The sequence below is a fragment of the uncultured Oxalicibacterium sp. genome (assembly GCF_913776015.1).
Classification (GTDB): Bacteria; Pseudomonadota; Gammaproteobacteria; order Burkholderiales; family Burkholderiaceae_D; genus Oxalicibacterium.
On record NZ_CAJYMD010000076.1, the window covers coordinates 84,359 to 111,154 of the forward strand.

The 26,796-nt window shown below is 56.5% G+C and carries 22 protein-coding genes and 2 riboswitches; of the genes, 16 read left to right on the forward strand and 6 right to left on the reverse strand.

The features are described 5' to 3' along the window. Nucleotides 1-57: 57 nt before the first annotated feature. From QZ725_RS13820 to QZ725_RS13830, 3 genes are read left to right on the forward strand one after another with little or no spacing between them, the layout of a single operon-like run. On the forward strand, nt 58-1,584 hold the full coding sequence (locus QZ725_RS13820; protein WP_293780754.1) for an efflux RND transporter periplasmic adaptor subunit: 1,527 nt from the start codon (nt 58-60) through the stop codon (nt 1,582-1,584). After that, a complete protein-coding gene (locus QZ725_RS13825) occupies nt 1,584-3,647 on the forward strand; it encodes a MacB family efflux pump subunit (protein WP_293780757.1) in 2,064 nt (687 codons plus the stop codon). Before QZ725_RS13820 ends, QZ725_RS13825 begins: the two co-directional genes overlap by 1 nt. Beyond that, on the forward strand, nt 3,648-5,099 hold the full coding sequence (locus tag QZ725_RS13830; protein ID WP_293780760.1) for an efflux transporter outer membrane subunit: 1,452 nt from the start codon (nt 3,648-3,650) through the stop codon (nt 5,097-5,099). Nucleotides 5,100-5,161: 62 nt separating this feature from the next. Here the strand turns inward: QZ725_RS13830 and QZ725_RS13835 are convergent, their stop codons facing one another. Together QZ725_RS13835 and QZ725_RS13840 are read right to left on the reverse strand one after the other, a co-directional pair. Further along, nucleotides 5,162-6,493, reverse strand: coding sequence for a cytosine permease (locus QZ725_RS13835; RefSeq protein ID WP_293780763.1), 1,332 nt, complete (start codon nt 6,491-6,493; stop codon nt 5,162-5,164). Between the two features lie 55 nt (nt 6,494-6,548). Then, nucleotides 6,549-6,645, reverse strand: a riboswitch (TPP riboswitch). A gap of 310 nt (nt 6,646-6,955) precedes the next feature. Beyond that, on the reverse strand, nt 6,956-7,771 hold the full coding sequence (locus QZ725_RS13840) for a phosphate/phosphite/phosphonate ABC transporter substrate-binding protein (RefSeq protein ID WP_293780766.1): 816 nt from the start codon (nt 7,769-7,771) through the stop codon (nt 6,956-6,958). A gap of 377 nt (nt 7,772-8,148) precedes the next feature. Here QZ725_RS13840 and QZ725_RS13845 point away from each other — a divergent pair, with 377 nt between their 5' ends. The 5 genes from QZ725_RS13845 to QZ725_RS13865 all read left to right on the forward strand — a co-directional run bounded on the left by QZ725_RS13845 (nt 8,149) and on the right by QZ725_RS13865 (nt 12,800). Beyond that, entirely contained in the window at nt 8,149-8,646 is a 498-nt protein-coding gene (locus QZ725_RS13845) for a LapA family protein (protein WP_293780769.1), read from the forward strand. Between the two features lie 158 nt (nt 8,647-8,804). Further along, nucleotides 8,805-9,236, forward strand: coding sequence for a flagellar basal body-associated protein FliL (locus QZ725_RS13850; protein ID WP_293780772.1), 432 nt, complete (start codon nt 8,805-8,807; stop codon nt 9,234-9,236). A gap of 83 nt (nt 9,237-9,319) precedes the next feature. Next, on the forward strand, nt 9,320-9,538 hold the full coding sequence (locus QZ725_RS13855) for a DUF1289 domain-containing protein (protein WP_293780775.1): 219 nt from the start codon (nt 9,320-9,322) through the stop codon (nt 9,536-9,538). Nucleotides 9,539-9,643: 105 nt separating this feature from the next. Next, a complete protein-coding gene (locus tag QZ725_RS13860) occupies nt 9,644-11,326 on the forward strand; it encodes a peptide chain release factor 3 (RefSeq protein WP_293780778.1) in 1,683 nt (560 codons plus the stop codon). Between the two features lie 124 nt (nt 11,327-11,450). Next, entirely contained in the window at nt 11,451-12,800 is a 1,350-nt protein-coding gene (locus QZ725_RS13865) for a TAXI family TRAP transporter solute-binding subunit (protein ID WP_293780781.1), read from the forward strand. On the opposite strand, the gene QZ725_RS13870 is transcribed toward QZ725_RS13865, so the two are convergent. Further along, nucleotides 12,801-13,268, reverse strand: coding sequence for a rhodanese-like domain-containing protein (locus QZ725_RS13870; protein ID WP_293780784.1), 468 nt, complete (start codon nt 13,266-13,268; stop codon nt 12,801-12,803). A gap of 163 nt (nt 13,269-13,431) precedes the next feature. Here QZ725_RS13870 and QZ725_RS13875 point away from each other — a divergent pair, with 163 nt between their 5' ends. From QZ725_RS13875 to ntrC, 5 genes are all read left to right on the forward strand, one after another. Next, complete coding sequence (locus tag QZ725_RS13875) at nt 13,432-14,682, forward strand: putative Na+/H+ antiporter (RefSeq protein WP_293780787.1); 1,251 nt, start codon at nt 13,432-13,434, stop codon at nt 14,680-14,682. A 316-nt stretch (nt 14,683-14,998) separates the two neighbouring features. Beyond that, a complete protein-coding gene (gene glnA / locus QZ725_RS13880; protein WP_293780789.1) occupies nt 14,999-16,414 on the forward strand; it encodes a type I glutamate--ammonia ligase in 1,416 nt (471 codons plus the stop codon). Between the two features lie 152 nt (nt 16,415-16,566). Continuing rightward, nucleotides 16,567-17,082 (forward strand): DUF4124 domain-containing protein, encoded by a 516-nt coding sequence (locus QZ725_RS13885; RefSeq protein WP_293780792.1) that lies wholly within the window; start codon nt 16,567-16,569, stop codon nt 17,080-17,082. Nucleotides 17,083-17,170: 88 nt separating this feature from the next. Next, nucleotides 17,171-18,244: a nitrogen regulation protein NR(II) gene (gene glnL / locus QZ725_RS13890; RefSeq protein ID WP_293780795.1), complete on the forward strand. Its 1,074-nt coding sequence runs from the start codon at nt 17,171-17,173 to the stop codon at nt 18,242-18,244. Nucleotides 18,245-18,310: 66 nt separating this feature from the next. After that, a complete protein-coding gene (gene ntrC / locus QZ725_RS13895; protein ID WP_293780798.1) occupies nt 18,311-19,840 on the forward strand; it encodes a nitrogen regulation protein NR(I) in 1,530 nt (509 codons plus the stop codon). An 81-nt stretch (nt 19,841-19,921) separates the two neighbouring features. On the opposite strand, the gene QZ725_RS13900 is transcribed toward ntrC, so the two are convergent. Beyond that, the gene (locus QZ725_RS13900) at nt 19,922-21,820 is read right to left on the reverse strand and encodes a chemotaxis protein CheA (protein ID WP_293780801.1); all 1,899 of its coding nucleotides are present in this window, start codon (nt 21,818-21,820) and stop codon (nt 19,922-19,924) included. Further along, nucleotides 21,821-22,618, reverse strand: a complete 798-nt coding sequence (locus tag QZ725_RS13905) for a protein phosphatase CheZ (RefSeq protein ID WP_293780804.1) — start codon at nt 22,616-22,618, stop codon at nt 21,821-21,823. It abuts the gene before it with no gap. 470 nt (nt 22,619-23,088) lie between these two features. Between QZ725_RS13905 and cobT the strand changes: the two genes are divergently transcribed. The 3 genes from cobT to QZ725_RS13920 are packed head-to-tail and all read left to right on the forward strand — an operon-like array spanning nt 23,089 to nt 25,546. Next, complete coding sequence (gene cobT / locus QZ725_RS13910) at nt 23,089-24,132, forward strand: nicotinate-nucleotide--dimethylbenzimidazole phosphoribosyltransferase (protein WP_293780807.1); 1,044 nt, start codon at nt 23,089-23,091, stop codon at nt 24,130-24,132. 31 nt (nt 24,133-24,163) lie between these two features. Further along, complete coding sequence (locus tag QZ725_RS13915; RefSeq protein WP_293780810.1) at nt 24,164-24,982, forward strand: adenosylcobinamide-GDP ribazoletransferase; 819 nt, start codon at nt 24,164-24,166, stop codon at nt 24,980-24,982. A 12-nt stretch (nt 24,983-24,994) separates the two neighbouring features. Continuing rightward, a complete protein-coding gene (locus QZ725_RS13920; RefSeq protein ID WP_293780813.1) occupies nt 24,995-25,546 on the forward strand; it encodes a histidine phosphatase family protein in 552 nt (183 codons plus the stop codon). A 112-nt stretch (nt 25,547-25,658) separates the two neighbouring features. Here QZ725_RS13920 and QZ725_RS13925 read toward each other — a convergent pair whose 3' ends face one another. Then, nucleotides 25,659-26,456, reverse strand: coding sequence for a hypothetical protein (locus tag QZ725_RS13925; RefSeq protein ID WP_293780817.1), 798 nt, complete (start codon nt 26,454-26,456; stop codon nt 25,659-25,661). Between the two features lie 141 nt (nt 26,457-26,597). Continuing rightward, nucleotides 26,598-26,796, forward strand: a riboswitch (cobalamin riboswitch). This riboswitch is flagged as partial in the annotation.

Consider the following 26,796-nt stretch of genomic DNA (forward strand, 5'->3'; position numbering starts at 1 on the left):
TGGTTTTGTAGGTATTTTTCTCGCCATATCCACTAACGCATTCTTATGACTGAATCCATGAAGTCTTCTTCAAAAATTGCCGGTTTGCGCCAGCGTTTCGTCAATCGCTATACCGTTGCTGGTCTGGTGGCGGTATTGCTGATCGGTGGCGGCTATTGGGGATGGCAGAAAGTGAATGCCAGAAAGAATGCGGCGAACCAGTATCAGGTAGCCGAAATCGAGCGTGGCGATCTGGAAGATCTGGTGACGGCAACCGGTACCGTGCAGCCGCTCGAATATGTCGACGTCGGTGCACAGGTATCCGGCCAGTTGAAGAAGCTGCACGTCGAGGTGGGTTCCATCGTCAAGGAAGGCGATCTGCTGGCCGAGATCGATCCGACCGTTTTGCGTGCGACCGTGGATGCACGCCGTGCCGGCCTTCGCAATCTGATCGCCTCGAAGAAAAACCAGCAGGCGCAATTCGAACTGGCGCAGATACAGGCGCAGCGCCAACGCAATCTTTTCGCCGAGGATGCAACTACCAAAGATGCCTTGCAGACCGCCGAAACCACGCTGAAATCGGCACAGGCGCAGGTCGAAGCTCTGCAGGCGCAGATCGAGCAAACCGAATCCACCTTGCGCGCCGACGAAGCCAATCTCAATTACGCCAAGATCTTTGCACCGATGTCCGGCACCGTGGTGTCGGTGACGGCACGCCAGGGTCAGACACTGAATGCCAACCAGTCGGCACCAACCATTCTGCGCGTGGCCGATCTGTCGACCATGACGGTGCAGACGCAGGTTTCCGAAGCGGAAGTTGGCAAGTTGCGCAAAGACATGGATGTGTATTTCACCACCCTCGGCAGTCAGGGGCGTCGCTGGTACGGCAAGTTGCGCAAGCTGGAACCGACGCCGACTGTCACGAATAATGTGGTGTTGTACAACGCCTTGTTCGATGTGCCCAACCGTAATCAGGCGCTGTTGCCGAATATGACGACGCAGGTGTTTTTCGTTGCGGCCACCGCCAAGGATGCGCTACTGGTACCGACTGCCGCCGTCACGCTGACGCGTGGCGCAGGTGGCGGTAGCAGAGGTAATGCAGGGCAGGGGAGCAGCAAAAATCCGTTTGCCGGCATCACCGCCGAACAGCGCAGTGCTGCCATCGAAAAGATGTCGCCGGAAGAGCGCGCCGCAATGCGTGAGCGGCGCCGCACACAGGAAAATGCAAAGGAAAACGAGAAGACAGCCGATGCCCCGGCTGACAAGCCTGCGACACAGCAAGCGGCGACACAGAATAAGGATGCCGCCGCTACTGATTCCGATACAAACAGTATCTCGACAGGTGACAGCAGCGGCTTGCCTGCGCAGAACGAGCAACGCGGCAAGAAAACCGGCACCGTGCGCGTGATCAATGCTGACAATAATATTGAACAGCGTACCATCGAACTCGGTGTGACTACGCGCGTGCAGATGCAGGTCTTGAGCGGCCTGAAAGAGGGTGAGCGCGTCATCACCGGCATGAAGCAGGCCAATGCAGGTAATCGCCCATCCGGCGTGGCCGGTCTGCCACCGGGCATGGGCGGCTCGCCAATGCGGGGACGCTGATGAGCGATCTTCCATCACAGGCGGATGCGGCGAGCGGTGAACCGACCGCTGGCGCGTTCGGTAAAGTAACCGACAATGCCGTCGAAAATGCAGCCAGCAACGCTGTCGGGCACACATCCCGCAGCGAGAGCGAAATACCGCTGATCGAGCTGCGTGGCGTGACCAAGACCTACCGCAATGGCAGTCTCGCTGTTGAGGTATTGCACGGTATTGACCTCAAGATTTACGAAGGCGAATTCGTCGCCATCATGGGCGCATCCGGCTCCGGCAAATCGACGCTGATGAACATCCTCGGCTGTCTCGATCGGCCGACTACCGGTGAATATCTGTTCATGGGGCGAGATGTGTCGGCATTCGATCGCGACGAACTGGCCTTGCTGCGTCGCGACGATTTCGGTTTCGTGTTCCAGAGTTACAACCTGATCGCCTCGGCCAGCGCGACCGAAAATGTCGAAGTGCCAGCCATGTATGCAGGGTTGCCTCCAGCCGAGCGTCATGAACGCGCACAGCAATTGTTGGGGGAACTGGGTCTGGGCGAACGTTCGCATCATCGTCCCAACCAGTTGTCGGGCGGACAGCAGCAGCGCGTGTCGATTTCGCGTGCGCTGATGAACGGCGGTCGCATCATCCTTGCCGATGAACCGACCGGTGCGCTGGACAGCAAGAGCGGGCAGGATGTGATGAAGCTGCTGGCCGATTTGTCCGAGCGCGGCCATACCGTCCTGCTGATTACCCATGCACGCGAAGTGGCAGATCATGCGCATCGCCTGATCGAAATCCGCGACGGCAATATTCTTTCCGATCCCGGTCCTGCATCCGTATCGCCGACGCAGCAGGCGTTCGTGCGCCCCATCGTGCCGCGCGAGGGTTCGTATCTTGCCGACATCATGGAAGCGGCCAAGATGGCGGTGCGTTCGCTGCGTGCCAATATCTTCCGTTCAATCCTGACCTTGCTCGGTATCGTCATCGGTGTTGCCTCCGTGATTGCTATGCTGGCCATTGGCGATGGTGCCAAGCAGGTAGTGGTGGAGCGCATCAGTTCGATGGGTTCCAACCTATTGCTTGTGCGTCCGGGCGCGCCGAATCAGCGGGGCTTCAGTAATACGGCGACGCTGGTGGTAGAAGATGTGAAAGCCATCGACGACTTACCCAATATCCTCGCTGCCATTCCAGAGCAGAACAGCAGTGTGACGGCGCGCTTTGGCGACGCGGATACGTCTACCAGTGTCAACGGCACCTCGGCTAAATTCCCGCTGGCACGCCAATGGCAACCTGCCATCGGCACCTTCTTCAGCGAAGAGGATGAAGCCAATTACGCAGCCGTCGCGGTGCTCGGCAAGACGACGGCGACGGCGCTGTTCGGCCAGCAGAATCCGGTCGGTGAATTTGTACTGATCAACAATCTGCTGTTTCAGGTGGTCGGCGTGATGTCGGAAAAGGGCGCATCGCCGATGGGTTCCGATCAGGACGACATCATCTTCGTACCGTACTCGACCAGCAGCCTGCGGCTGTCGGGCCAGCGCTATCTGCGCAACGTAACGGTGGCAGTCGAAGACACGGCGCGCATGGATGAGACGCAGGATGCGGTGGACAAGCTACTGCTCGAACGTCACGGCACGGTGGACTATCAGATCCGCAACATGGCGTCGATCATGGAAGCAATGGAGCAGACGCAAAGCACACTGACGATCCTGCTCGGCTCGATCGCCGGCATTTCGCTGCTGGTAGGCGGCATCGGTGTGATGAACATCATGCTCGTATCGGTGACCGAGCGCACGCGTGAAATCGGCATTCGCATGGCGACTGGGGCGCGCGAACGCAACATCATGCAGCAATTCCTGATCGAAGCGATGGTGGTGTCGGCCATCGGCGGTGCGATTGGCGTGTTGATCGGTCTGACGACGGCTGGCGTGATCGGTGCCTTCGGTACGCCGATTCAGTATTCGTTGACGCCGGTGTTGCTGGCTTTCGGTTGCGCATTCATGACCGGTCTGATTTTCGGTTATCTGCCGGCCAAGAAAGCGGCACAACTCGATCCTGTGGTCGCCTTGTCGGCGGAATAAATGCAGATTATGGACAAGCACATTCTTTTCACCCGCACGCGTATTGCGCTGGCGACGGCAACCATCCTCGCCTTGACGGCATGCGCCGGTCACATCGAAACGACGCGTCCAACGGTGGACATGCCGCAAACCTGGGCCGAAGCAGCACCGGGTTCGGCGGCATTGCAGCGTGACTGGTGGCGCGGTTTCGGTTCGGTAGAGTTGAGCGCATTGATCGATGAAGCGCAACAAGGTAATCCGGACCTCATCATCGCAGCCGAACGTGTGACGCAAGCCGAGATTACGGCGCGCAGTGCTGGTGCTTCGCTGTTTCCGTTGCTGACGGTGAGTGCCAATACCGGTAGCGGACGCGTCAAATCCGGTGAGGCCACGATTGGTGGCTGGGCCAAGAGCGAGTCATCAGGCGCATCGCTGCAAGTGAGTTACGAAGTCGATGTATGGGGCCGCGTCGCCGCGACGGTTGCTAGCGCGAATGCCTCGCTCGATGCTAGTCGCTTCGATCTGGAAAGCGTGCGCTCCACACTGACGACAGGCGTTGCCAATGCCTACTTCCAGACGCTGGCCTTGCGCACGCGACTGAAGATTGCACAGGAAAACCTGGCGATTTCAGAGCGTATCTTCCGTATTGTCGAAGCCAGATATCGTAACGGTGCTGCGTCCGCGCTCGACGTCAGTCGTCAGCGTAGTACCGTGTTGGCGCAACGCGCGACTGTATTACCCTTGCAGGTGCAGGAGCGGCAAACCGTGAGCGCATTGGCGATCCTGCTGGGCCGCTCGCCGCAGAATCTGCAGTTACAGGCGCAAGGCATCGATGCTCTGACGGTGCCGGAAGTCACGCCCGGCTTGCCATCGACGCTAATCACGCGCCGTCCCGATCTGGCCAGCGCCGAAGCTTTGTTGTCGGCGGCGGATGCCAATGTGGCAGCAGCACGTGCCGCTCTGTTGCCGACCATTTCGCTTAGCGGGGCTGCGGGCGCATCGAGTTCTGCCTTGCTGAATCTGGGCAGCCCGACCTATAGCGTCGGCATCGCCGCTTCCATCGTACAAACGCTGTTCGATGGCAATCGCTTGCGCTTGCAGGTGCAGACGACGGAATCGACGCGTCGTCAACTAGTGGAAAGTTACCGCAGCGCCATTTATACGGCGCTCAAGGAAGTCGATGACGCATTGGGCAACGCCTACCGCAATCGCGAACAGGAGCGATCGCAACTGGCAATCCGGCAGGAAGCGCAGCGTGCGCTTGATCTGTCGCAACTGCGTTATCGCGAAGGCGTGGATGATCTGAGCACCTTGCTCGATGCACAGCGTACCCTGTTCACTGCGGAAGACACGCTGGCGCAGCAACGTCTATTGCGCCTGACGGGCACCACCGATCTGTTTAAGGCGCTGGGCGGCGGATGGGAGCGCACGGCGGCCACGCCGCCATCTTCGTCAGAACCAACGGCACAATAAGAAAAAGGCTGACGTTGATAGCGTCAGCCTTTTCTTTATCTGGCAGTACGATGCGACGTGATTTAAGCCGCTTGCAAAGAAGGTGAACGCAGGCGGCGATACAGCACACCCAGCACCAGCGTGACGCATAACGCCGGAATCGCCGAACCAACCTGCGGCCAGATCACGGGGCAGATATGGAATGCTGCGATGCCCAGTAACCAGATCGCAACCGGCACCGGATTCACGCGTCGCGTGGTTGCTTCCCCTTGCATCGCAAGTTGCGACACCACAACGCCGAATAGCGGTACGAAGACGGAACTCAGCATCAGCAGGAAAGGTTCCAGACCGTGCATCGGCAGCACCAATGCGCACAATGTGGCGAGTGCGGCCAGTGCGATGCCCCAGAAGCGAATGCTACGGCGGCCATGCAGGAAGTTGAGCGCCACCGAACCTGAATAGACATCGCCATAAGCGTTGTCCATTTCATCGATCAGGATCAGACCCAATGCAATCAGTCCGCCTTGTGCCAGCAGCAATGCTGCCATCAGGTCGGCACCGACATCCGTGGTACTGACGACCAGTACGCCCAGTGCATGACACCAGATATTGGCAATCGCAAAACCCAACCACGTACCGCGAAAGGTCGAGGCACCAGCCTTGCCGTAACGCGCAAAGTCCGCCACCAATGGCAGCCACGATACGGGCATCGCCATCACCAGATCGATACCGGCCAGCGTACTCATCGAACCATCGCCGCTACGCTGCCAGATCGCTTCCCAGCCTTGCGCCTGTGCCTTCAAACCGAATTGCCAGGTCAGCCACACCAGCGACAGGATCACCAGCGGCAAACCGAAGCGGCCAACAAACCAGCGCACTAGGCCGATCATGGAACCTGTTGCCAAACCAATCAGCAGCAGGCCCCAGAACAGCGCCGCCAGATATGGCACCCACGGCGCATTGATACCACTGATGTCTTTGACCAGAGCAGTCGTGCCATCGCGCATGACGACGAGTTCGAATGCGCTCCAGCCGATGAGCTGAATCACGTTCATGACGACTGGCAGCTTGGCAAACGAGGTGCCGAGCGTCTGGCACATCAGGATCGGACTGGAAAGCCCCCGCTGGTAACCAATGTACGCCACCAGTGCCAGCAAGCCGGCACCGAGCACGGAGCCGACGACAATCGCAAACAGCGCGGTTTGCGTACCGAGTGCGGTACCGAGAAAGGCGCCGATCTGGATGACCAGCAGGCCGACGCCGAGACTGAACCAGAGCGCGGCGTGATCGCGAAAGGAAAACACGCGGTCGCTGGCGGGTATAGGCGTGAATTGCGAGGCAGTCAGTGAAGCAGAGGATGCAACGGAATGCGGGGTGGTGGGCGCGGCGTTTGTGCCGGCATCTTGGGAAGCCATCATCAACTTTCGAATGAAGGCAGGTCAGCTACTTCGGCGCCTTGGCATGCGGCTGGGCGGGGAGGACGGGCTTTCCTGCGCGAGGATTATCTCAATCAGGTTCAACGGGTATTTCTCACCCGCGCCTATGCGCAGGACCCCGAGCGAATTACGACAGGGCGCTACTTTGATCCAAAATCGGCGGATAGGCAAGCAGGACGGGAAGATGTGGCGGCAAGTGTTGCACGCGCAAAGAGAAAAGCCGGATCGCTGATGAAACTGTGAAGAGCGCGATCCGGCTAAAAAAGATACGGTATAAATACTGTATGGAAAAACAGTATATCAGCCTTTGTCGGTCGCGTCATGAGAGCTTTATGCCTGTGTTGTAATCATGTCTGGTCAGACTGGTATGACGGTTGAAGTTGTTGCCAGAAAGGAAAAAGCCGCCAGAGAGGCGGCTTTTGAAGGGATACCTGAAAGAGATTACAGGCCAAGGCGCGTGGCGGCCTCTTTCATGTTGGCATCGTTCCAAGGCAAGAATCCCGTCATGCCGATTTTTTGCAAAGCGGCTTTGCCAGCTTCGTTGTCGGACAGTTCAAGCAAGAGTTTCTTCACTTTTTCGCGATCCGTTTCACTCATCTTTTTCGAAGCGATGAACTGCTTGATCGGTACCGGTTTGGTTTCGCCCAGTACGCGCCCACCCTTGGCGGTCCATGCCTGCACCACGGTATTCGAAGCCGTTACGCCAGCATCCACAAAACCGTTGTCGATCATGAAGGGCACGGCATCCTGATAGCGCGTAGCGGTATAACTTTTTTCAGGTTGCGCAATCTTCAGGGCCCGCAGATTGGCGGTAAACATCACGGTCGTAATGGACTCCAGGGAGGGCACGCCGATTTTCTTGCCGCGCAGATCTTCCATGGATTTCAGGGGAGAATTCTTTGCTACCAGCACGCGCGCGCGGTAATCGGTATAACCCTTGGCGGTTACCAGACCTTCATAGCCGTCTTTCTTGACGGCCAGCAGGCCGATATGGGCCGGATGGATAAACGCCAAGTCGTATTTGCCTTCGGCCAATCCCTTTTCGAGGGTGGCGTATTTATCGACAGCCTGCAATTTTACGGGCTGCTTGAGTTCCTTGGAAAGCAATTGCAGCAGCGGCTTGTAGCGCTCACTGGCCGGGCCGCCTTCCTGATAGGTAACGCCTTCGTTGACGGCTACCAGAACGATTTCCTGTGCAAAGGCGATACCTGCGCTTGCTGTCAAAACCAGCGCAGCGACCAGTTTGGTCAATTTCATGGGATGTGCTCCGTAGCGTTTATATGTTGTTATGCAGCAATAAGCTTTTTGCAAATGTTACCTGAGCATTACAGCGGCAGGCGAGCGGTAGCGTGTCTTTATTATGGTTTTTTGGCAGGAATGTGACATTGCCGGCCAAGTTGAATGCCAAACCATGCTGATGTGCCGATGTAAAAATTTTCAATATTGCAAGAACACTTTTGCTTGTGTGTGCTGTCCAACGTCATGAGCACATAGAATCGCTCATGATTTCAATTGGCAAACATGGATGTGCTGCCTTGAAGCGTGCAAATGCGCAACTGGATAAGAGGGTATTTGCGATCTTAGGCAAGACATCCACAGAAACGCCCACCACAACAAGATAAAGGGGCAACATCATGAAAATTCGTACCTTCGTTTTCTTCGTCATTTTGGCCATTGTCGCGGCGCTTGCTGCGTTCAACTGGCAAACGTTCACCACACCAACTGAATTGTGGTTGGGTGTGACCACCGTTTATGCGCCGCTGGGTGTCGTGATGCTCGGGTTGATGGGCTTGCTGACGGTTTTCTTCCTGACCTTCATCATCTACTTGCAATCGTCGGTCTTGCTGGAAGCGCGTCGTCACGCCAAGGAGTTGCAGGTCAACCGCGAATTGGCCGATCAGGCTGAAGCATCACGCTTTACTGAGTTGCGCCATTTCATCGAGACTGAAATGCAAAACGTCGTGCGGCAGGATAGCGAGACACGCACAGCGATGCTTGCGCGTCTGGATCGTCTGGAAGCCAGTGTGGGCGCAAATATCGATCAGACAGGCAATTCGCTGGCAGCCCAGATCGGTGAAGTCGAAGATCGGCTGGAGCGTGATGGCAAGGTCGCCGTCAAGATCGTGGAGTGAGATTGGATGGCAGCATGGGGCAATTTCACCACAGGCTGTGGTGCGTACGCCGTGGAGCATCCTACGTATATTGGGCGGTCTGGCTGATGGCCTGAGGCGTCGGATGCGTTACACTGCATAGCCCATCGATTGCCTCGTTTTTGTTTGTTTTTCACTTCATGGCTACCAAGTCTTCCAAGTCGTCGGCACCGCAATCCGATAATACGGTTGCCTACATTCTTCTCGCCGTGTTGAGCGTTTGTGTTCTGGCGTTCGCTGGCTGGATGTATTTTCAATACAAGGCCAGAACCGATGCGGCAGTGGCGTACACGAGTTTCGGTCCAATGGTTGTGCGCAGCAACGATTTTTCCTTGCGCACTACTGTTTCCGTACAAAGCCGGCATGCCAATGCCACCGCTCTACAGGCGCAGGAAAAGCAGATCGGCTATGCGCTGCAGGCAGGTTTATCCAATATCGATCCCGAAAAGGTGCGCCAGCCAGATGGTATTGCCTACGTGCAGCAGGTTGCGCGTGATTCTGTACGTGGCGTGCTGGGGCCGCAAATGGCTGAAGACGTATTGGTGACGGATTTCATCATTCAGCAAAACTGATCCGCGATTCGTCGATCTTCCATACGTACACCGCGCTTTCCCTTCCGCGTCTACAATAGGCGTTTGCCCGTTTTCCAATTTCCATGAGTAACCAGGATTCTTCCGGCGATGCGCGTCGCCACTCCTTGCGCCCAGATTCGCCCTGTGCCGGCTATTGCTCGACCTCGCACGGTGATGAAGTCTGCAAGGGATGCGGTCGTACCTGGGATGAAGTGTTGAACTGGATCATCTACACCGATGAAGAAAAAGAAGCCGTCTGGAATCGACTCGAAGCGGCAGGTTTGCTCAAGGTAAAGCGCTGAACTCTTACTGTTGCCAGGCGTTGCCGCCACGGCAAGATCGGCCACGGTATTAGACTTCCCACCCAGGAATCGGTAGACTTGTGGCCTTTTTCGCAGGGCTATTCCATGTCTTCCGCGCCCGATACTCCCGATACCGCCGCCATTTCCGCTGCCGACGATCTCGAACCGGTTGCCACGCGCAGCGTTTCTTCCGAACTGATCGAGAAGGAAGTCGCACGTCGCCGTACCTTCGGCATCATTTCCCACCCGGATGCGGGTAAAACCACGCTGACCGAAAAGTTGCTGCTGTTCTCGGGCGCGATCCAGCTCGCCGGTACCGTCAAGGGTCGTAAGAGTGGTCGCCATGCAACGTCTGACTGGATGGATATCGAGAAGCAGCGCGGCATTTCGGTCGCCAGCTCGGTCATGCAGTTCGAATATCGCGATCACGTGGTCAACCTGCTCGATACGCCGGGCCACCAGGACTTTTCGGAAGATACCTATCGCGTGTTGACCGCCGTCGATTCGGCGTTGATGGTCATTGATGCCGCCAAGGGCGTGGAAGAGCAGACGATCAAACTGCTCAACGTTTGCCGTATGCGCAACACGCCGATCGTCACGTTCATGAACAAGCTTGATCGCGAAACGCGCGATCCGCTCGAATTGCTGGATGAAGTGGAATCGGTCTTGAAGATCGAATGCGCACCGGTGACGTGGCCGATCGGCATGGGCAAGAATTTCCGCGGCGTGTATCACCTGCTGCGCGACGAAATCATGTTGTTTGCACCGGGTAGCGAAAAGGCCGACCAGACCTTCGAGGTCGTCAAGGGTATTGATAATCCGCGTCTGGCCGAAATGTTCCCGCTTGAAATCGAGCAGTTGAAAATGGAAGTCGAACTCGTGCACGGCGCGTCGCATCCATTCGATCTCGACGCATTTCTGTCGGGCCGTCGCACGCCTGTGTTCTTTGGCTCGGCCATCAACAACTTTGGTGTGCGCGAGATTCTGAATGCGCTGCTCGACTGGGCACAGCCGCCGCGCGAACGCGATGCGACCGTGCGTGCGGTGCAACCGACCGAAAAACCATTCTCCGGTTTCGTCTTCAAGATCCAGGCCAACATGGACCCGGCGCACCGTGACCGTATCGCTTTCCTGCGTGTCTGCTCGGGCCGTTTCGAACGCGGCATGAAGGTCAAGCATTTGCGGCTGAATCGCGAGATCAAGCTGTCGAGTGTCGTCACGTTCATGGCATCGAGTCGTGAGCAGGTGGAAGAGGCCTACGCCGGCGACATCATCGGTTTGCCCAACCACGGCAACATGCAGATCGGCGACAGTTTTTCCGAAGGTGAATTTCTGCAGTTCACGGGTATTCCCTATTTCGCGCCTGATTTCTTCCGCTCAGTCCGCATTCGCAATCCGCTCAAGCTCAAGCAGTTGCACAAAGGCTTGCAGCAGTTGGGCGAGGAGGGCGCGATCCAGGTATTCAAGCCGGTGCATGGCAGTGATCTCGTGCTCGGTGGCGTCGGTGTGCTGCAGTTCGAAGTCGTGGCAAGCCGCTTGTTGAATGAATACGGCGTCGATGCCGTGTTCGAAGGTACCAGCATCAGCACGGCACGCTGGATTTCGTGTGCCGACAAGAAGAAGCTGGCCGAATTCGAGAAGTCTTCTGCCGGCGGCAATCTGGCGCACGATGCGGCAGGCAATCTTGCCTATCTCGCCAGCTCGGGCGTCAACTTGCGCCTGACGCAGGAACGCTGGCCCGATGTCGTTTTCCACGAAACGCGAGAACACGCGGCCAAGCTGGATTGATAAGTTGAAGCGGTTGTGGCTTGTTGTCGCAACCGCTTCACTTTTTGCCGTAGTCAAAATTTGACGGTTGAAATATGCCGTTGAAATGCAGTGTCGAAATGCGTTATCGCCTTGCGAGGCAGTCATGCCAAGAATCTTCAAATTTACGCAATTTTCCCTGCGCGATCTGATCGTCACGGCGGGGCCGATGGCTTTGCTCGTCGTACTGCTTTGCTACCTCGCTTACCGCCTTGTTGATCCAACGCCGCCGCGCCAGGTGACGTTTTCCACGGGGCAGGAAAACAGCGCCTATGAACAGTTCGGCAAACGCTACAAGGAAATCCTGAAGCGCTACGGCATCGACGTGACCTTGCAGCCGTCACTGGGCTCGCAGGAAAATCTGCGTCGGCTGAACGATCCCGATTCGGGTACCGATATCGCCTTCGTGCAAAGCGGTTCGACCGAACATGATGCCGCCGAACGTGCAGGGCTGGTGTCGCTCGGCAGCTTGTTTACCGAGCCGGTCTGGTTGTTCTTTCGCGAAAAGCGGCCGTTTGCCGAGTTGAAGGATTTGAAAGGGCGCAAGGTCAATGTCGGGCCGGAAGGCACGGGCGTACCGCGCCTGTTCAAGGCGCTGTTGTCGGTCAACGGTATCGAGCCTGAGCAAGTCCATTTCAGCGAATTGGAAGATACGCCGGCGACAGTGGCCTTGCTCAATGGTCGCATCGATGCGCTGGTCTTCAGTTCTGCACCCGACAGTCTGCTGGTACAGATGCTGTTGCAGACCCCGGGTATCAAGCTCTTCGACTTTTCGCAGGCCGAAGCTTACTCGCGCCGTTTGCCTTACTTGACAAATGTGACGCTGCCACGCGGGATTGTCGATCTGGGCAAGAATTTGCCGACGCATGACTACCATCTGGTGGCACCGACGGCGACCTTGGTAGCACGCGAGAATTTGCATCCGGCACTCGTCGATCTGTTTGCCCAAGCGGCGACGACCGTGCATGGTGGCGCGGGCTGGTTCAGCAAACAGGGCGAGTTCCCGAATGCGCGCTATACCGAAATTCCGGTTGTGGCGGAAGCCGAAAAGTTCTATCGCGAAGGGCCGCCGTTCCTGCAACGTTACATGCCATTCTGGCTGGCCAATTTCATGGAGCGCATGTGGGTCGTGATCGTGGCGCTGGGCGCCTTGTTCCTGCCGCTGTCGCGCATCCTGCCACCGCTTTATGTATGGAAGGTGCGTTCGCGTGTTTATCGCTGGTATGCACAATTGCGCAGCATCGAGCAGGCGATCGAGGAAGTGCCGCAGCAAGACCGTGAAGAGGTGTATCCGGCCCAGTTGCGGCGCTTGGCGCAACTGGAAGAGCGCGTCAACCAGATCGTGATTCCGCTGTCGTTCGCGGACGAACTCTATCGCTTGCGCAGCAATATCAATCTCGTGCGCAAGCGCATTATCTGGCTCAGTCAGACTTCTTCTGCCGAGCCACAAGCCTGATCAGGCACCGATCCAGGGCAGACCGGCCTTGCACCAGCCATCGACATTCTTGCGATGACCTTCGGCATCCTTGCCACCTTCGAAACCTTCCAGCACATCGAAACTGTTGGTATAGCCGTGTTCGGTTGCCAGCTTGGCCGCGCCCTTGGAGCGTACCGCGCCACGACATAAAAACAGCAGCACGTCATCCTTGTCGGCGACTTGCGCCAACTGTGCGAGAAAGTCGGGATTGGGTTTGCCGCCCGGGTAAAGCGTCCACTGCACAGCGAATTGCTGGTCGGCTGCCAGTTGCGGTTTGCCGATCCAGTCGCGTTCGGCATCGGTACGGACGTCGATCAGCTTGATCTTGGTGTCGCCTTGATGAGCTTGTAATAGCGCATAGCTTTCCTGCGGTGTCAGCGCACCGGCATAGGGACGATTCTGTTCGGTGCCACGGCTGCGGCCTGCTGCAAGAATGTCGGTCGTCATGCTGAGAATTCCGGGAAAGATGGGGAGGAGTATGAAAGGCGATTATAGAGTGCGTCTTATAGATGTGCAGTCTCATCAAATTTGCCTGTATGCATGCAGATGATCTATCTATATCGGAATCCGACGGTGTTTATAATCGTTGCATCCTGTTGATGGAGCGCCCATGACCTTGCTGCAATTCGTCGCCGCCTTTCTTTTCGCGATTGCCTTGATCCACACATTCACTGCGCCTTTCTTCGCCCGACTGGCGCATCGCTATCCGCGTCATGAAGGTTTGCTGCATTTGTTGGGCGAAGTTGAAGTGGTGTTCGGCTTTTGGGCATTCATTCTGATCATTGCCATGGCCTTGATCGCCGGTGGCGATGTGGCGCTTGAGTATGCCGAGTCGCGCCACTACACCGAGCCGCTATTCGTGTTCGTGATCATGGTGATGGCCGCTTCGCGGCCCGTGCTGGAACTGGTGAGAGCCGTCGTGTCACGTATCGCGCGCATGCTGCCGATGGACATGACGCTGGCACGTGTCTGGCTGTGCCTGTGGCTGGTGCCGCTGATCGGTTCGTTGATTACCGAACCTGCCGCGATGACGCTGGCGGCATTGATGCTGTCACCGTTGGTATTTCGTCCCGGCATGCCGGAATGGCTCAAGTACGCGAGCCTCGGTGTGTTGTTCGTCAATGTATCGATTGGCGGCACCTTGACTTCGTTTGCCGCGCCGCCGGTGTTGATGGTGGCTGCGAAATGGGGCTGGGACAGCAGCTTCATGTTTTTGCACTTCGGCTGGAAGGCTGCGCTGGCCGTGCTGATCAATGCTTCGGTCGTGAGCTGGTTGTTAAGGCGACACCTGATCGAAGCCGAGATCGTGCCGACCTCACATGAAGAGGGGGTGCCACGCATCGTTTGTCTGATCCACCTATTTTTTCTGGCAGGCGTCGTGATGTTTGCGCATCACCCTGTGATTTTTCTCGGACTTTTTCTGTTCTTTCTGGGTTTTACCAAGGCGTATGCACGGCACCAGGCACCGTTGCTGTTGAAAGAAGCCTTGCTGGTCGGCTTCTTCCTTGCAGGATTGGTGGTGCTGGGAGGCATGCAGCAATGGTGGTTGCAGCCGATCGTGGCGAATCTGGAGCCTACCGCCTTGTTCTTCGGCGCATTGGCCTTGACTGCCATTACCGATAACGCTGCACTGACTTACCTTGGCTCACTGGTCGAAGGCATGTCGGATGCCGCAAAGTACATGTTGATGGCAGGTGCCGTGGCGGGCGGTGGCCTGACCGTGATCGCCAATGCCCCCAATCCTGCCGGGATGGCATTGTTGCGTGGCGGGTTCCGCAATCGGGTTGTCACTGTGCAAGGATTGCTATTCGGCGCCATTTTACCGACCGTAACTGGCGCACTTTGTTTCCTATTGCTTTGATGCACAAATAAAGTGCAAATATCTATTTTTGATCATTAATTGCACATTAAAAGTGCGTTAAATCGTAAATGCACAATTATGGTGATTACGTGGTCGTGGTTGCTTTGACAATCCCTGCGCCAAAACGGCGCTTTCCCTTGTGATTCAATCACTTAAATGCCGGCAGGCCACCCTGTTTTTGCTACAAAATAGTGGCATGGAATCTGCTATTATTCCGGGCGAGTTATGGACGCACGCTGTTTGCGCAGTTGAACACCAGCACGGATCACAACCCAACCCTATTCTTGTATTACCTGCTCATATTTAGGAGATTCGCATGGCAATGACGGCCGCAGAGGTCTTGAAGATGGTGAAAGACAACGAAGTCAAATTCGTTGATTTTCGCTTTGCTGATACACGTGGCAAAGAACAGCACGTCACCGTGCCAGTTTCGCATTTCGATATGGACAAATTTGAAGCTGGCCATGCATTCGACGGTTCGTCGATCGCCGGCTGGAAGGGTATCGAAGCATCCGACATGCTGTTGATGCCAGATCCAAACACCGCCAACATCGATCCATTCATGGAAGAAACCACGCTGTTCATGCAGTGTGATGTTATCGAGCCATCGGATGGCAAAGGTTACGACCGCGATCCACGTTCGATCGCCAAACGCGCTGAAGCGTACCTGAAATCCTCGGGCCTGGGCGACACCGCCTACTTCGGTCCTGAGCCAGAATTCTTCATTTTCGACGGCATCCGTTGGAAAATCGGCATGGATGGCTGCTTCGTCAAGATTGATTCGGAAGAAGCATCGTGGTCCACCGGCGAGAAAATCGAAGGCGGCAACACCGGCCATCGTCCAGCAGTCAAGGGCGGCTACTTCCCAGTGCCTCCAGTCGATAGCTTCCAGGACATGCGTTCGGAAATGTGCCTGATCCTGGAATCGCTCGGCATCCCGGTTGAAGTGCATCACCACGAAGTGGCTGGCGCTGGCCAAAACGAAATCGGCACCAAGTTCTCGACCCTGGTTGAGCGTGCTGACTGGACCCAGAACCTGAAATATGTTGTCTGGAACGTTGCGCACACCTACGGCAAAACCGCGACCTTCATGCCAAAACCAATCGTTGGCGACAACGGTTCGGGCATGCACGTTCACCAATCGGTCTGGAAAGATGGCAAAAACCTGTTCGCAGGCGACGGCTATGCCGGTCTGTCGGAATTCGCGCTGTATTACATCGGCGGCATCATCAAGCACGCCAAGGCATTGAACGCGATCACCAACCCAGGTACCAACTCGTACAAACGTCTGGTTCCAGGCTTCGAAGCGCCAGTCAAACTGGCTTACTCTGCCAAGAACCGTTCGGCTTCGATCCGTATTCCTTATGTGTCGAATCCAAAAGGCCGTCGTATCGAAACCCGTTTCCCAGATCCACTGGCCAACCCATACCTGTGCTTCGCAGCACTGTTGATGGCAGGTCTGGACGGCGTTCAGAACAAGATCCATCCAGGTGAAGCAGCATCGAAAGATCTGTACCACCTGCCACCAGAAGAAGACAAACTGATCCCAACGGTTTGCGCTTCGCTGGAAGAGGCACTGGACAATCTGAACAAAGACCGCGAGTTCCTGACCCGTGGTGGCGTGTTTAGCGACGCAATGATCGATGCCTACATCGATCTGAAGATGCAAGAAGTCACGCGTTTCCGCATGACTGCGCATCCAGTCGAATACGATATGTACTACTCGGTCTAATCGTTCGTTGTAGTAGTGTTATCGAAGCGGGAAAAGCGCAAGCTTTTCCCGCTTTTTATTTGCCTTCGCACTGCGGAAAATGCGGCAACATGATGTTTTCCTGGCGTCTCCTGTCATACACTAGGAGCGACTCAACCGACCGAACAGTGCGTATGAAATACATCTGCATTTCCCTGTTGTGCCTGACCGCGATGGTGTCTGCCAAAGTGCCGTTCGTTACGCCTGCATTTGCGCAGAACGATGTTTATCTATGCATCGATGCCGAAGGTCGTCGCGAGTACAAGAACACTGGCCCCACGGCGCGTTGCAAGCGGGTCGATTTGCCGGGCGTATCGACTGTACCTTCCTCTGCGCCGCGTGCGACACCTGCTGCGCCTGCTACGCGTCCAGCGACGGCAACATCGCCAAGCGAGTTTCCGCGCGTAAGCAGCGGCGAACAGAAAGCACGCGATAGTGACCGCAAACGCATCCTGCAGGATGAACTCAAAGTGGAAGAAGCCAAGCTGGCCGCGCTCAAGGCCGAATACAACAATGGCGAACCCGAGCGTCTCGGCAACGAGCGCAACTATGCAAAATATCAGGAGCGTACCGCGGCATTGAAGGATGATGTCGCGCGCACCGAACGCAATGTGGAAGCTCTCAAACGCGAACTGGGTAATCTCAAATAAGATGTGTTCGCATCGGTATGATGTTTGCTTTAGTCTGGCCGCATGTAGCGGCCATTCTTTTTTGAACGGCCTTTTATGATGGAGTTCTGTGAATAAACATATGCTTTCCCTTGCCGGTCTGGATTTGCTGGCATCGGCCGTCCTGGTGCTTGATCCCGAAGGTCGGATCATCTACGCCAACCCCGCAGCAGAGAATCTGCTTGAATCGTCGAGCAAAATCCTGCTTAACCAAACACTCTCCGAACTCTTTCTGCAAAACGAAGAGCTCGATGCCTTGTTCCAAGGCGCATTGCAGCAAGCCTTTGCCGACAAGCGGCAGGAACTGACGCTGGAACGTCTGAGTCGTGAACCATTGCAGGTACATGCGGTGGTGACGGCACTCGATCAGCCGGAGACGCCGGTATTGATCGAATTGCGCGAGAACCTGCAGCAACTCAAGCTCGATCGGGAAGAGCGTCTGCTGGATCAAAGCCAGGCCAACAAGGAACTGATCCGCAATCTTGCGCACGAGATCAAGAATCCGCTTGGCGGCATTCGCGGTGCAGCGCAATTGCTGGAGCTGGAATTGCCGGAGCGGCACCTCAAGGAATTGCGTGAATACACGCAGGTCATCATCAAGGAAGCCGATCGCCTCCAAACGCTGGTGGACCGCCTGCTGGCACCGCATCGTCGTCCGCATATCGTCGGCGACGTCAACATTCATGAGGTGTGCGAGCGTGTACGCAGCCTGATCACCTCTGAATTCCCGAACGGTCTGAAGATTCGGCGTGATTACGATCTGTCGATTCCCGAATTCCGGGGTGACAAGGAACAACTGATTCAGGCTGTACTCAATATCGCGCACAACGCCGCCCAGGTGCTGACCGAACGCATGAAAGCGGGCGATGCCGAGTTAATTTTACGTACACGTATTGCACGACAGATCACGCTGGCGAAGGTGCGTTATCGGCTGGCATTAGATTTGCATATTATCGATAACGGACCCGGCATCCCGCCGGACATCCGTGATCGGATTTTTTATCCACTGGTATCGGGCAGGGATGGCGGTAGTGGCTTGGGATTAACGTTGGCACAGACATTCGTGCAGCAGCATATGGGCGTCATCGAATGCGAGAGCCGGCCGGGTTATACGGATTTCCGTATTTTGATTCCCTTGCCCTGATACGGCATAACAATAAACTGGCAATGTCGCCGACATTGCCGCATCACGCGGAACATTAGAAGACATATGAAACCAATCTGGATTGTTGACGACGACGAATCGATACGCTGGGTGCTGGAAAAAGCCTTGGCGCGCGAGAACCTGGCGACCAAGAGTTTTTCCAATGCGCGTGATGCCATGGAAGCGTTGAAGGACGGCGCACCGCAAGTATTGGTTTCCGATATCCGCATGCCGGGCGAATCCGGGCTCGAGCTGCTGCAGGCCGTCAAGGCCAAGCATCCGGGCTTGCCTGTCATTATCATCACGGCGTTTTCGGATCTGGATTCGGCAGTTGCCGCGTTTCAGGGCGGTGCGTTCGAATATCTTGCCAAGCCCTTCGATATCGACAAGGCGGTGGAACTGATTCGCCGTGCGCTGGAAGAAAGCCTGCGTGAAACCAGCGTCGAACATGTGTCGGCCGATACGCCCGAGATTCTCGGTCAGGCACCGGCCATGCAGGATGTCTTTCGCGCGATCGGTCGCCTCTCTCAATCGAATGTGACGGTGCTGATCACCGGTGAGTCCGGTTCGGGCAAGGAACTCGTCGCACGTGCGCTGCACAAGCACAGCCCGCGCGCTTCGCAGCCGTTCATTGCCTTGAATACGGCGGCGATTCCCAAGGATTTGCTGGAGTCCGAACTGTTCGGTCACGAGCGTGGCGCCTTCACAGGTGCGCAGGCAACGCGTCGCGGTCGTTTCGAGCAGGCCGAAGGCGGTACGTTGTTCCTCGATGAAATCGGCGATATGCCGTTCGATCTGCAAACGCGTCTGTTGCGTGTGCTCTCGGATGGGCATTTCTACCGCGTCGGCGGTCATCAACCGCTGAAAGCCAATGTGCGCGTGATTGCCGCGACGCACCAGAACCTCGAACATCGCGTGCGTGAAGGCCTGTTCCGCGAAGACTTGTATCACCGCCTGAATGTGATTCGTCTGCGTTTGCCGAGTTTGCGCGAACGAAAGGAAGATATCCCGATTCTCACGCGTCATTTCCTTGCGCAAAGCGCCAAGCAGTTGGGTGTGGAAGTCAAACGCATGTCGGAAGGTGCGATGCAGTTCCTCAGTAGTCTTGAGCTGCCGGGCAATGTGCGTCAGCTCGAAAATCTGTGCAACTGGATCACGGTGATGGCGCCGGGCCAAACGGTCGAAGCCAAGGATTTGCCGCAGGAATTGACGGAAGGACAGGGCACGGCAGGCATGAATCCGAGTATTGCTGCTGCACCGTCGTCTACAGGCAGTTATATGGCACCGGATGTGGAGACGTATGCAGCCAGCGCCAATTCGCCGGCTAACACTGCGACTACATTCGCACCCATGGCATCCAGCGAATCGACGACATGGACCGCCTTGCTGGAAGCCGAAGCGGCTGCCTTGCTGGCTGCCGGCCAGCCTGAAGTCATGGATGTATTGGGTCGCCAGTTCGAATCCGTGCTGATCAAGACAGCACTCAAGCATACGCACGGTCGCAAGAACGATGCAGCGGTACGCCTGGGCATCGGTCGCAATACGATTACGCGCAAGATTCATGAGCTCAACATCGATGGTGCGAAAGATGACTGACGCAAGCTGTTTATGTCACAGGCAAAAAAATACCCCGACTTGGTCGGGGTATTTTTTTTAGATCGGCCTGTTTGTTCAATATCAGGCTGCCAACTTGACCACCGTGCGCTTGGCTGTTGCCTTGCTGCCTTCAAGCAGGAAGGAGAGGCCGACCACCAGTACCAGTTCACCTTCGGCAGAACGTGCCGTACCGGCAATGCCATCCACATGCATGGCGGTCATCGGCTTGATCACGAGATCGGCCGTGCCTTCGACCATGCCGACAGAAAGAATGTAAGGTTGGGGTGCCGCGATGACGATGCCGACACGTTCCGATTGCAGTTCGTAACCCAGCGCACCCGCCAGCGAGCGTACCGGCAATGGACGGCCCTGATCACGCAAGACCGGTGCGCCACCGACGTGTTCGAATTCCTCCGGCAATTCGACGACGCGTTCGACCACGGCCATTGGCAGGGCCAGTGCCGCATCCGAACTGCGCACCAGCATCGTTGGCACGATCGACAGTTCGATCGGCAAACGGATGGAGAAGCGCGTGCCGATGCCGAGACGCGAATCGATGGTGATGGCGCCACGATGTTTTTCTACAGCGGTTTTCACCACGTCCATGCCGACACCACGACCGGAGACGCTGTTGGCCACTTCCTTGGTTGAGAAGCCGGGCAGAAATACCAGTTGCAGCATTTCTTCCTGCGTTTGTGCGGCGTTTTCGGAAATCAATCCCTTGGACAAGGCTTTGGCGCGCAAGGCCTGCGCATCCATGCCTTTACCATCGTCCGAAATTTCGATCATGACGCTGCTGGCTTCCTGCCATGCCTTGAGCAGGATCACGGATTTGGCCGGCTTGCCGGATGTGGCACGTGTTGCTGCATCTTCGATGCCGTGATCGAGCGAGTTGCGCAACATGTGGACGAGCGGATCGTATAGGCTGTCCACCACCACGCGATCGACTTCGGTTTCTGCACCTTCGATCTGCAGATCGACTTCCTTGCCCAGATCCTTTGCCAGTTCCCGTACGAGTCGCGGGAAGCGCTGGAACAATTTGCCGACTGGCTGCATGCGTGTGGACAAGGTGGCGCGTTGCAATTCCGTCGAATAGCGTGAGGCACGTCCCAGTGTTTCCGCAAGAGCAGACATCAGCGTGGCGGCCTGGCCTTCGAACGGGAATTGCGCCAGTTTTTCTAGTAATACGGCGGCCTGGTTAGCGGCCTGCACCGATTCACCGGCGACTTCCAGCAAGGCATCGAGCTTGACGGCATCGATACGAATGCTTTCTTCCTTGACGATCGTAGTGTTTTTGTCTGCGGCAGGCACGGTGCGACGTTCGACACCATCCCAACCGGCAGGTTTGCCAGCCGGCGCAGCTTGTGTGGCAGGAGCCGAGGCAGTCGGTGCTGGCGTTGCTGCAATGGCAGGTGTTTGCGCTTGTGCGGAAGCGGCAGGCATATCGACCACCGTGCCGGGCGGTACGACAGCCAAATACATGGCACGCCAATCGAGTCCATCGTCAATGATGGCGGTGTCGGAAATGGGGGCTGCTTCACCCATGGCGGCAGTTGCGAGCGGCGCTGCTGCGTTTGCACTGGCGGCTGGTGCAGCGCCACCTTCGATGGCGCTGGTCAGAATGCTTTCGAGTTCAGCCGGCATTGCAGGCAGCGTTTCGGCTGGTGTGCCATTGGCCAGTGCATCGAGCTGGTCGGCCACGAAGCCGCTGGCTTGCAAGGCGGCCTCGATAGCCATCGGTGTCACAGGGACCTGGCCGTTACGCAGGGCATCGAACAGGTTTTCAGTCAGGTGACAGGCCGACACCATCGCCGGCAAGTTCATGAAGCCGGCACCGCCCTTGATCGTATGGAAGGAGCGGAACACGGCATTGAGTGTGTTCAGATCGTCGGGATTGCGTTCGAGCGAGAGCAGGTGTTCTTCCACATTGGTGGCAAGATCCAGCGCCTCGACGACGAATTCCTTGAGCATGTCATCCATTTAGAATCCCAGATCGGCAAGCAGACTATCCACATCGTCCTGCGCCATGGCAACGGCTGGCATGGCGGGGCCATTCATCAGTTCGGCCGGTGTTTCGGCCTTGTGTTCCTGGGCTGCGGCCTTGATTTCGGCGGGTGCGTTATCAAGCAGCAGTTGTGCCAGTTCGGTCTCGACGCGGTTGGTAATCGCGACGATCTTCTTGATCAACTGACCGGTAATGTCCTGAAAATCCTGCGCCATCATGATGTCGAGCAGGCGTGCTTTTTCGGCATCGGTGGCTTGGGCAACCGTGGCCGAGAAGCTGCGCGAATCGCCGGCCAGCGTCTTGAATTCGTCGATGCTGAGTTTGCCTTCGAACAGTTGCGCCCAGCGCGTATCCATATCCTTTGCCTGTTTGGAAAGCGCTTCCTGTTCCGGCATACCGATATCGATGGCATTCAAGACTTTGTTGGCTGCCTGTTCGGTCAGTGTCGCAACATATTCGAGTCGACCTTGTGCATCCGATATTTGCGAGGCGACATCCGATAGCGAACGGTCGTAACCGAGTTCGCGCAGGGAATCGTGCATGACGCGCACAATACCGCCCAGGCGTTCGTACATCGGTTTGTCGGATTCGTCTGTCGTGGTCTCCCCGGTCGGCGTGGCGCTGACTGGCGCAGCAGAGATGGGTTCTGCAGGCGCAACGGGGGCACTCATCGCGGGGGCAGCGGGCGTAGGTGCGGGTGTGGCGACTTCGCTCAGGCGCTGTGCCGAAATTTCGTCAAACAAGGCTTCAAAATCGTCCGTATCCCCGCTCATTGCTAACCCTTTTCGTGATGATCTTCGCACGTGATGCGTGCGTATGGTTTGTTATCGGCAGACTTGTCGCCAGGTTGAGCCTGACGCTGCAAGGATACCGCGCCCGAAGAGCGTTGACTGAAGGCAATAATACCGAGATTTGCCGGGCCAGCATAGCGAATGCCAGCGACATGGCGACAGCAGACAACACTTGTGAAATTTGTTGAAATCCTCTTGCCGAATTCGCATTTCACGAGCCGTTTGCGGTACACGGTTGCGTATTCGTGACGCTTGCATGTACGGTAATTGACGCTCCGACAGGCGGCGCATACACTGCTGCTGGTCGTCTGGCATGCAGTTTCGTTGGCTACCACGATGCTTTGTTATCGAATTGCCTATTGAATTGTTTATTGCAGCAGACTGTTTTCTTTCGACGTATTTCTCTCATTTTTCATCTCCTGCCGTTTCCCGCATCGCGCCGGGCCTCATGCATGACCGCGTTTTCCATTCTCCCGATTCAAGACCAGCCGCTCGCTCGGCAGATACAGCACGCCATTGACAATAAGACCAAGCCTTTAGGCAGTCTTGGCCGACTCGAACAACTGGCTTTGCAGATCGGCCTGATTCAGCAGACGGTTCAGCCGGTACTACGCGATCCAGCGTTGATCGTATTTGCCGGCGACCATGGCGTGGTAGCCGAAGGAATTTCGGCCTATCCGCAAAGTGTGACCTGGCAGATGGTCGAGAATTTTCTTGCCGGTGGCGCAGCCATCAATGTGTTTGCACGCCAGAACGCCTGCGCGCTGCATATCGTCGATGCCGGTGTCAATCACGTATTCGGTGAGCGCGCGGGGCTGCTCGATCGCAAGGTCGCAGCGGGTACACGCAATTTTGCGCAAGAGCCGGCGATGACGATGACCGAATGTGAACAGGCCATGCAACACGGTGCCGAGCTGGTGCGTGGCTTGCATGGCAATGTCATCGGATTCGGTGAAATGGGCATTGGCAATACGACTGCAGCAGCAGCCATCATGCACGCGCTGACGGGATTGCCGGCAGCGGAATGCGTCGGGGCCGGCACGGGGCTATCGCCTGAAGGCGTCTTGCACAAGCAGCAGGTAATCGAAAAAGCCGTCGCTCTGCATGCCGGCATACGCACACCGCAGCAGGTATTGGCAACCTTTGGCGGTTTTGAAATCGCCATGATGGCAGGAGCCATGCTGGCGGCTGCGGAGCGTCGCATGGTGTTGCTGATCGATGGTTTTATCGTGACCAGTGCCTTGCTGGTGGCAGCACGCATGCAACCGGCAATTCTGGATTACTGCGTATTTGCACACTGTTCGGACGAACGCGGGCACGCTGCCTTGTTGCATGCCTTGCAGGCAAAGCCGCTAATGCAACTTGGCTTGCGTTTGGGGGAGGGCACGGGAAGTGTGATGGCTTTGCCTTTGCTGCACGCGGCAGTCAATTTCCTGTCCGACATGGCGACCTTCGAATCGGCCGCCGTCAGCAACAAGACTTGCAGCAGAACCTGAATAAGCAGAATCTGAATAAAAAGAGGCGAACATGGGGATGGAACCGGATCTGTTTGAAGAAGAGGACATGGGCAAGCGCATGATGCACGAAGTGCGTCTGTTCTTCGTCGCCTTGCAGTTCTTCACGCGCTTGCCGATACCGCGCTGGGTCGGCCATGATCCACGCTGGCTGTCGCAGGCGGCCCGTTATTTTCCGCTGGTGGGTTTCATCGTGGCGCTGATCACCAGCCTGGTCTACGTCATGGCTACTTTGTTGTGGCCGCAATCGGTCGCCGTGCTGCTGAGTGTGATTGCCGGCATATGGTTGACTAGTGCATTTCATGAAGACGGTTTTGCCGATACCTGCGATGGTCTTGGTGGCAGTGCGACTGCCGAACGTGCACTGGCCATCATGAAGGATTCACGCATTGGCGCGTATGGTGCGATCGGCATTTTGCTGATGCTGGGATTGAAAACCGTTGCCTTGATCGACATGCCACCGGCCACGGTGGTGGCAGCCTTGTTGCTCGGCCATCCGTTATCGCGACTGTGTGCCGTCAGCCTGATCTGGCGACTCGATTACGCTCGTGAAGATGGCAAGGCCAAGCCGATTGCCGAGCATATGTCCAGTCACGAATTTGGCATTGCCTCGCTGATCGTGGTGGTTGCCTTTTTGCTGGCAGCCATTTCCGGTTGGGCACCGCTGAATGGCGTGGTGTTCGGCATCTTGCTGGCCGGTATCGCGACGTTCTGGATGGCAAGAATGTTCAAGCGCCGTCTCGGTGGCTATACTGGCGATTGCCTTGGTGCAGTCCAGCAGGTGGCCGAGGTGTCTTTCTATCTGGGAGTGTTGAGCGCCGTCACTTATTGACCCGAGGTCATCATGCACCTTTACCTGATTCGTCATCCGCGACCCATCGTTGCCGCCAACGTGTGTTACGGACGCAGCGATCTGAAGGTGGCGGAAGAAACCCTGACCTCGGTGCATGATGCGCTGCTTCCTCTTTTACCCACGCGCGCCCGCATATTTTCCAGTCCGCTCAGTCGTTGTACGGTACTTTCGAACAGGTTGGCTGAAGCGCTCGATTGTGCGCCCGTTTATGACGAACGCTTGCGTGAAATGCATTTCGGCGATTGGGAAATGCAGCCTTGGGACGCTATTCCACGTACGGATATCGATGCCTGGACCAGCGATCTGATCGGTTATCGTCCCGGCGGTGGCGAAACGGTGCTGGAAGTCGCACAGCGTGTGCGTGCATTTCGCGATGATCTTGCGGGACTAGATATCGAACACGCCATCGTCATTTGTCATGCCGGCACCATTCGTTTGCTGGCAGCATGCGAGCATGCCCTGTCCGTACCGGAGATGGCCTTGTATGCGGCACAGAAACCGCATCGCATTGGCTACGGCGAATTGTTGATCGTTGATTGCTGAAAATCGATCTGATGGAAGGCAGCGGTTGCACGGCATGTTTTACGTGCTACTTTGCTGATGAAAATGCGTTGGCGTTGAGGCGCTACGACGCTCAGTCGGAGGCTTCTTATCCTTAGAAAATGGCCCGTTCGCGCCGATCTTCCTCGACCAGATGATGCAGTGTCATGGCGGCAAAATGTGCCGACACAACGTCGCGTCCCCACGGTTTGCGCTTGTTGGGTAGTACGCGCAACCAGCCGAATGTGCGGGCTGCGCGCAGGACATGCTGTTGTACGTCGGGTTTGTCCTTGCGCAAATAGCGCAGTAGTACCGACGCGATGTGCTCGGGCGTCATGCGCAGAATGTAGGCTGTGGAATGTAGATACAGCACCCAGTCACGTGCCTGTGCGGCTTCCAGCGGCATGCTTTTAGTCGGATCGTCTTCAAAATCGATGAAGCTGACCTTGCCCTCATGCCAGATCATGTTGCGTGCGAAACACTGGCTCGCAGTTTGTTCGAGGCGATGCAGGGAGAGAATTGCATTCAGGCCAGCCTCCCAGTAACGCTGGCCTACATCCGCATGCTCGCGCAACATATGGTCGAGTGACGTCTCGCCCAGAAAAGACATGGCAAACCACTGCGGCGTCACATGTAGAACGTCCGGCACCGAAGCACCAGCTACCTTCAGCGCCTGCAAACGCATGACTTCAATGCGCTGCGCGTCGCTGCCGCCGGGCGCCGGCACGGCACGCAACATCGGTTGTCCAAGAATCGCGGCCAGCGTATCCAGCACCGGATAGCCCCAATGCTTGAGCTGCGGCTCAAGCTGCTTGATGATGACCGGCGTGCCGTCCACATCCAGCTTGTGCGTGCGACCGGGGCGGCCCATCAGCGTGGTATCGATGGCGTTCTGCTGTTCGGATGTAAACATGAAAAAAGGCAAGAGCAGGCGAGGGGGCATTATAGATCAGCCCTATCGATGGATTGACGTGTTTCCCCACAGAGATAGGCAATGGCGTCGTACATATCCGACAAGACTCGCCTCAAAATTGCCCGGCCTGTTTCAGCCACGTACAATGGCGTCCGTTCAGGTGCCCGCAGCTATATTCATGGCTGCAGTTAAACGGGAAACACGAGGTCTTTACAAGGCTGACGTGTGCTGCCCCCGCAACGGTCGACAAGCGTCGTCGAATCGACGACAACTCACTTCTTCATACCACTGTGCGTTTCATGCATGGGAAGGTCAGGTGCGTTTGCTTGTTCAGCCCGGA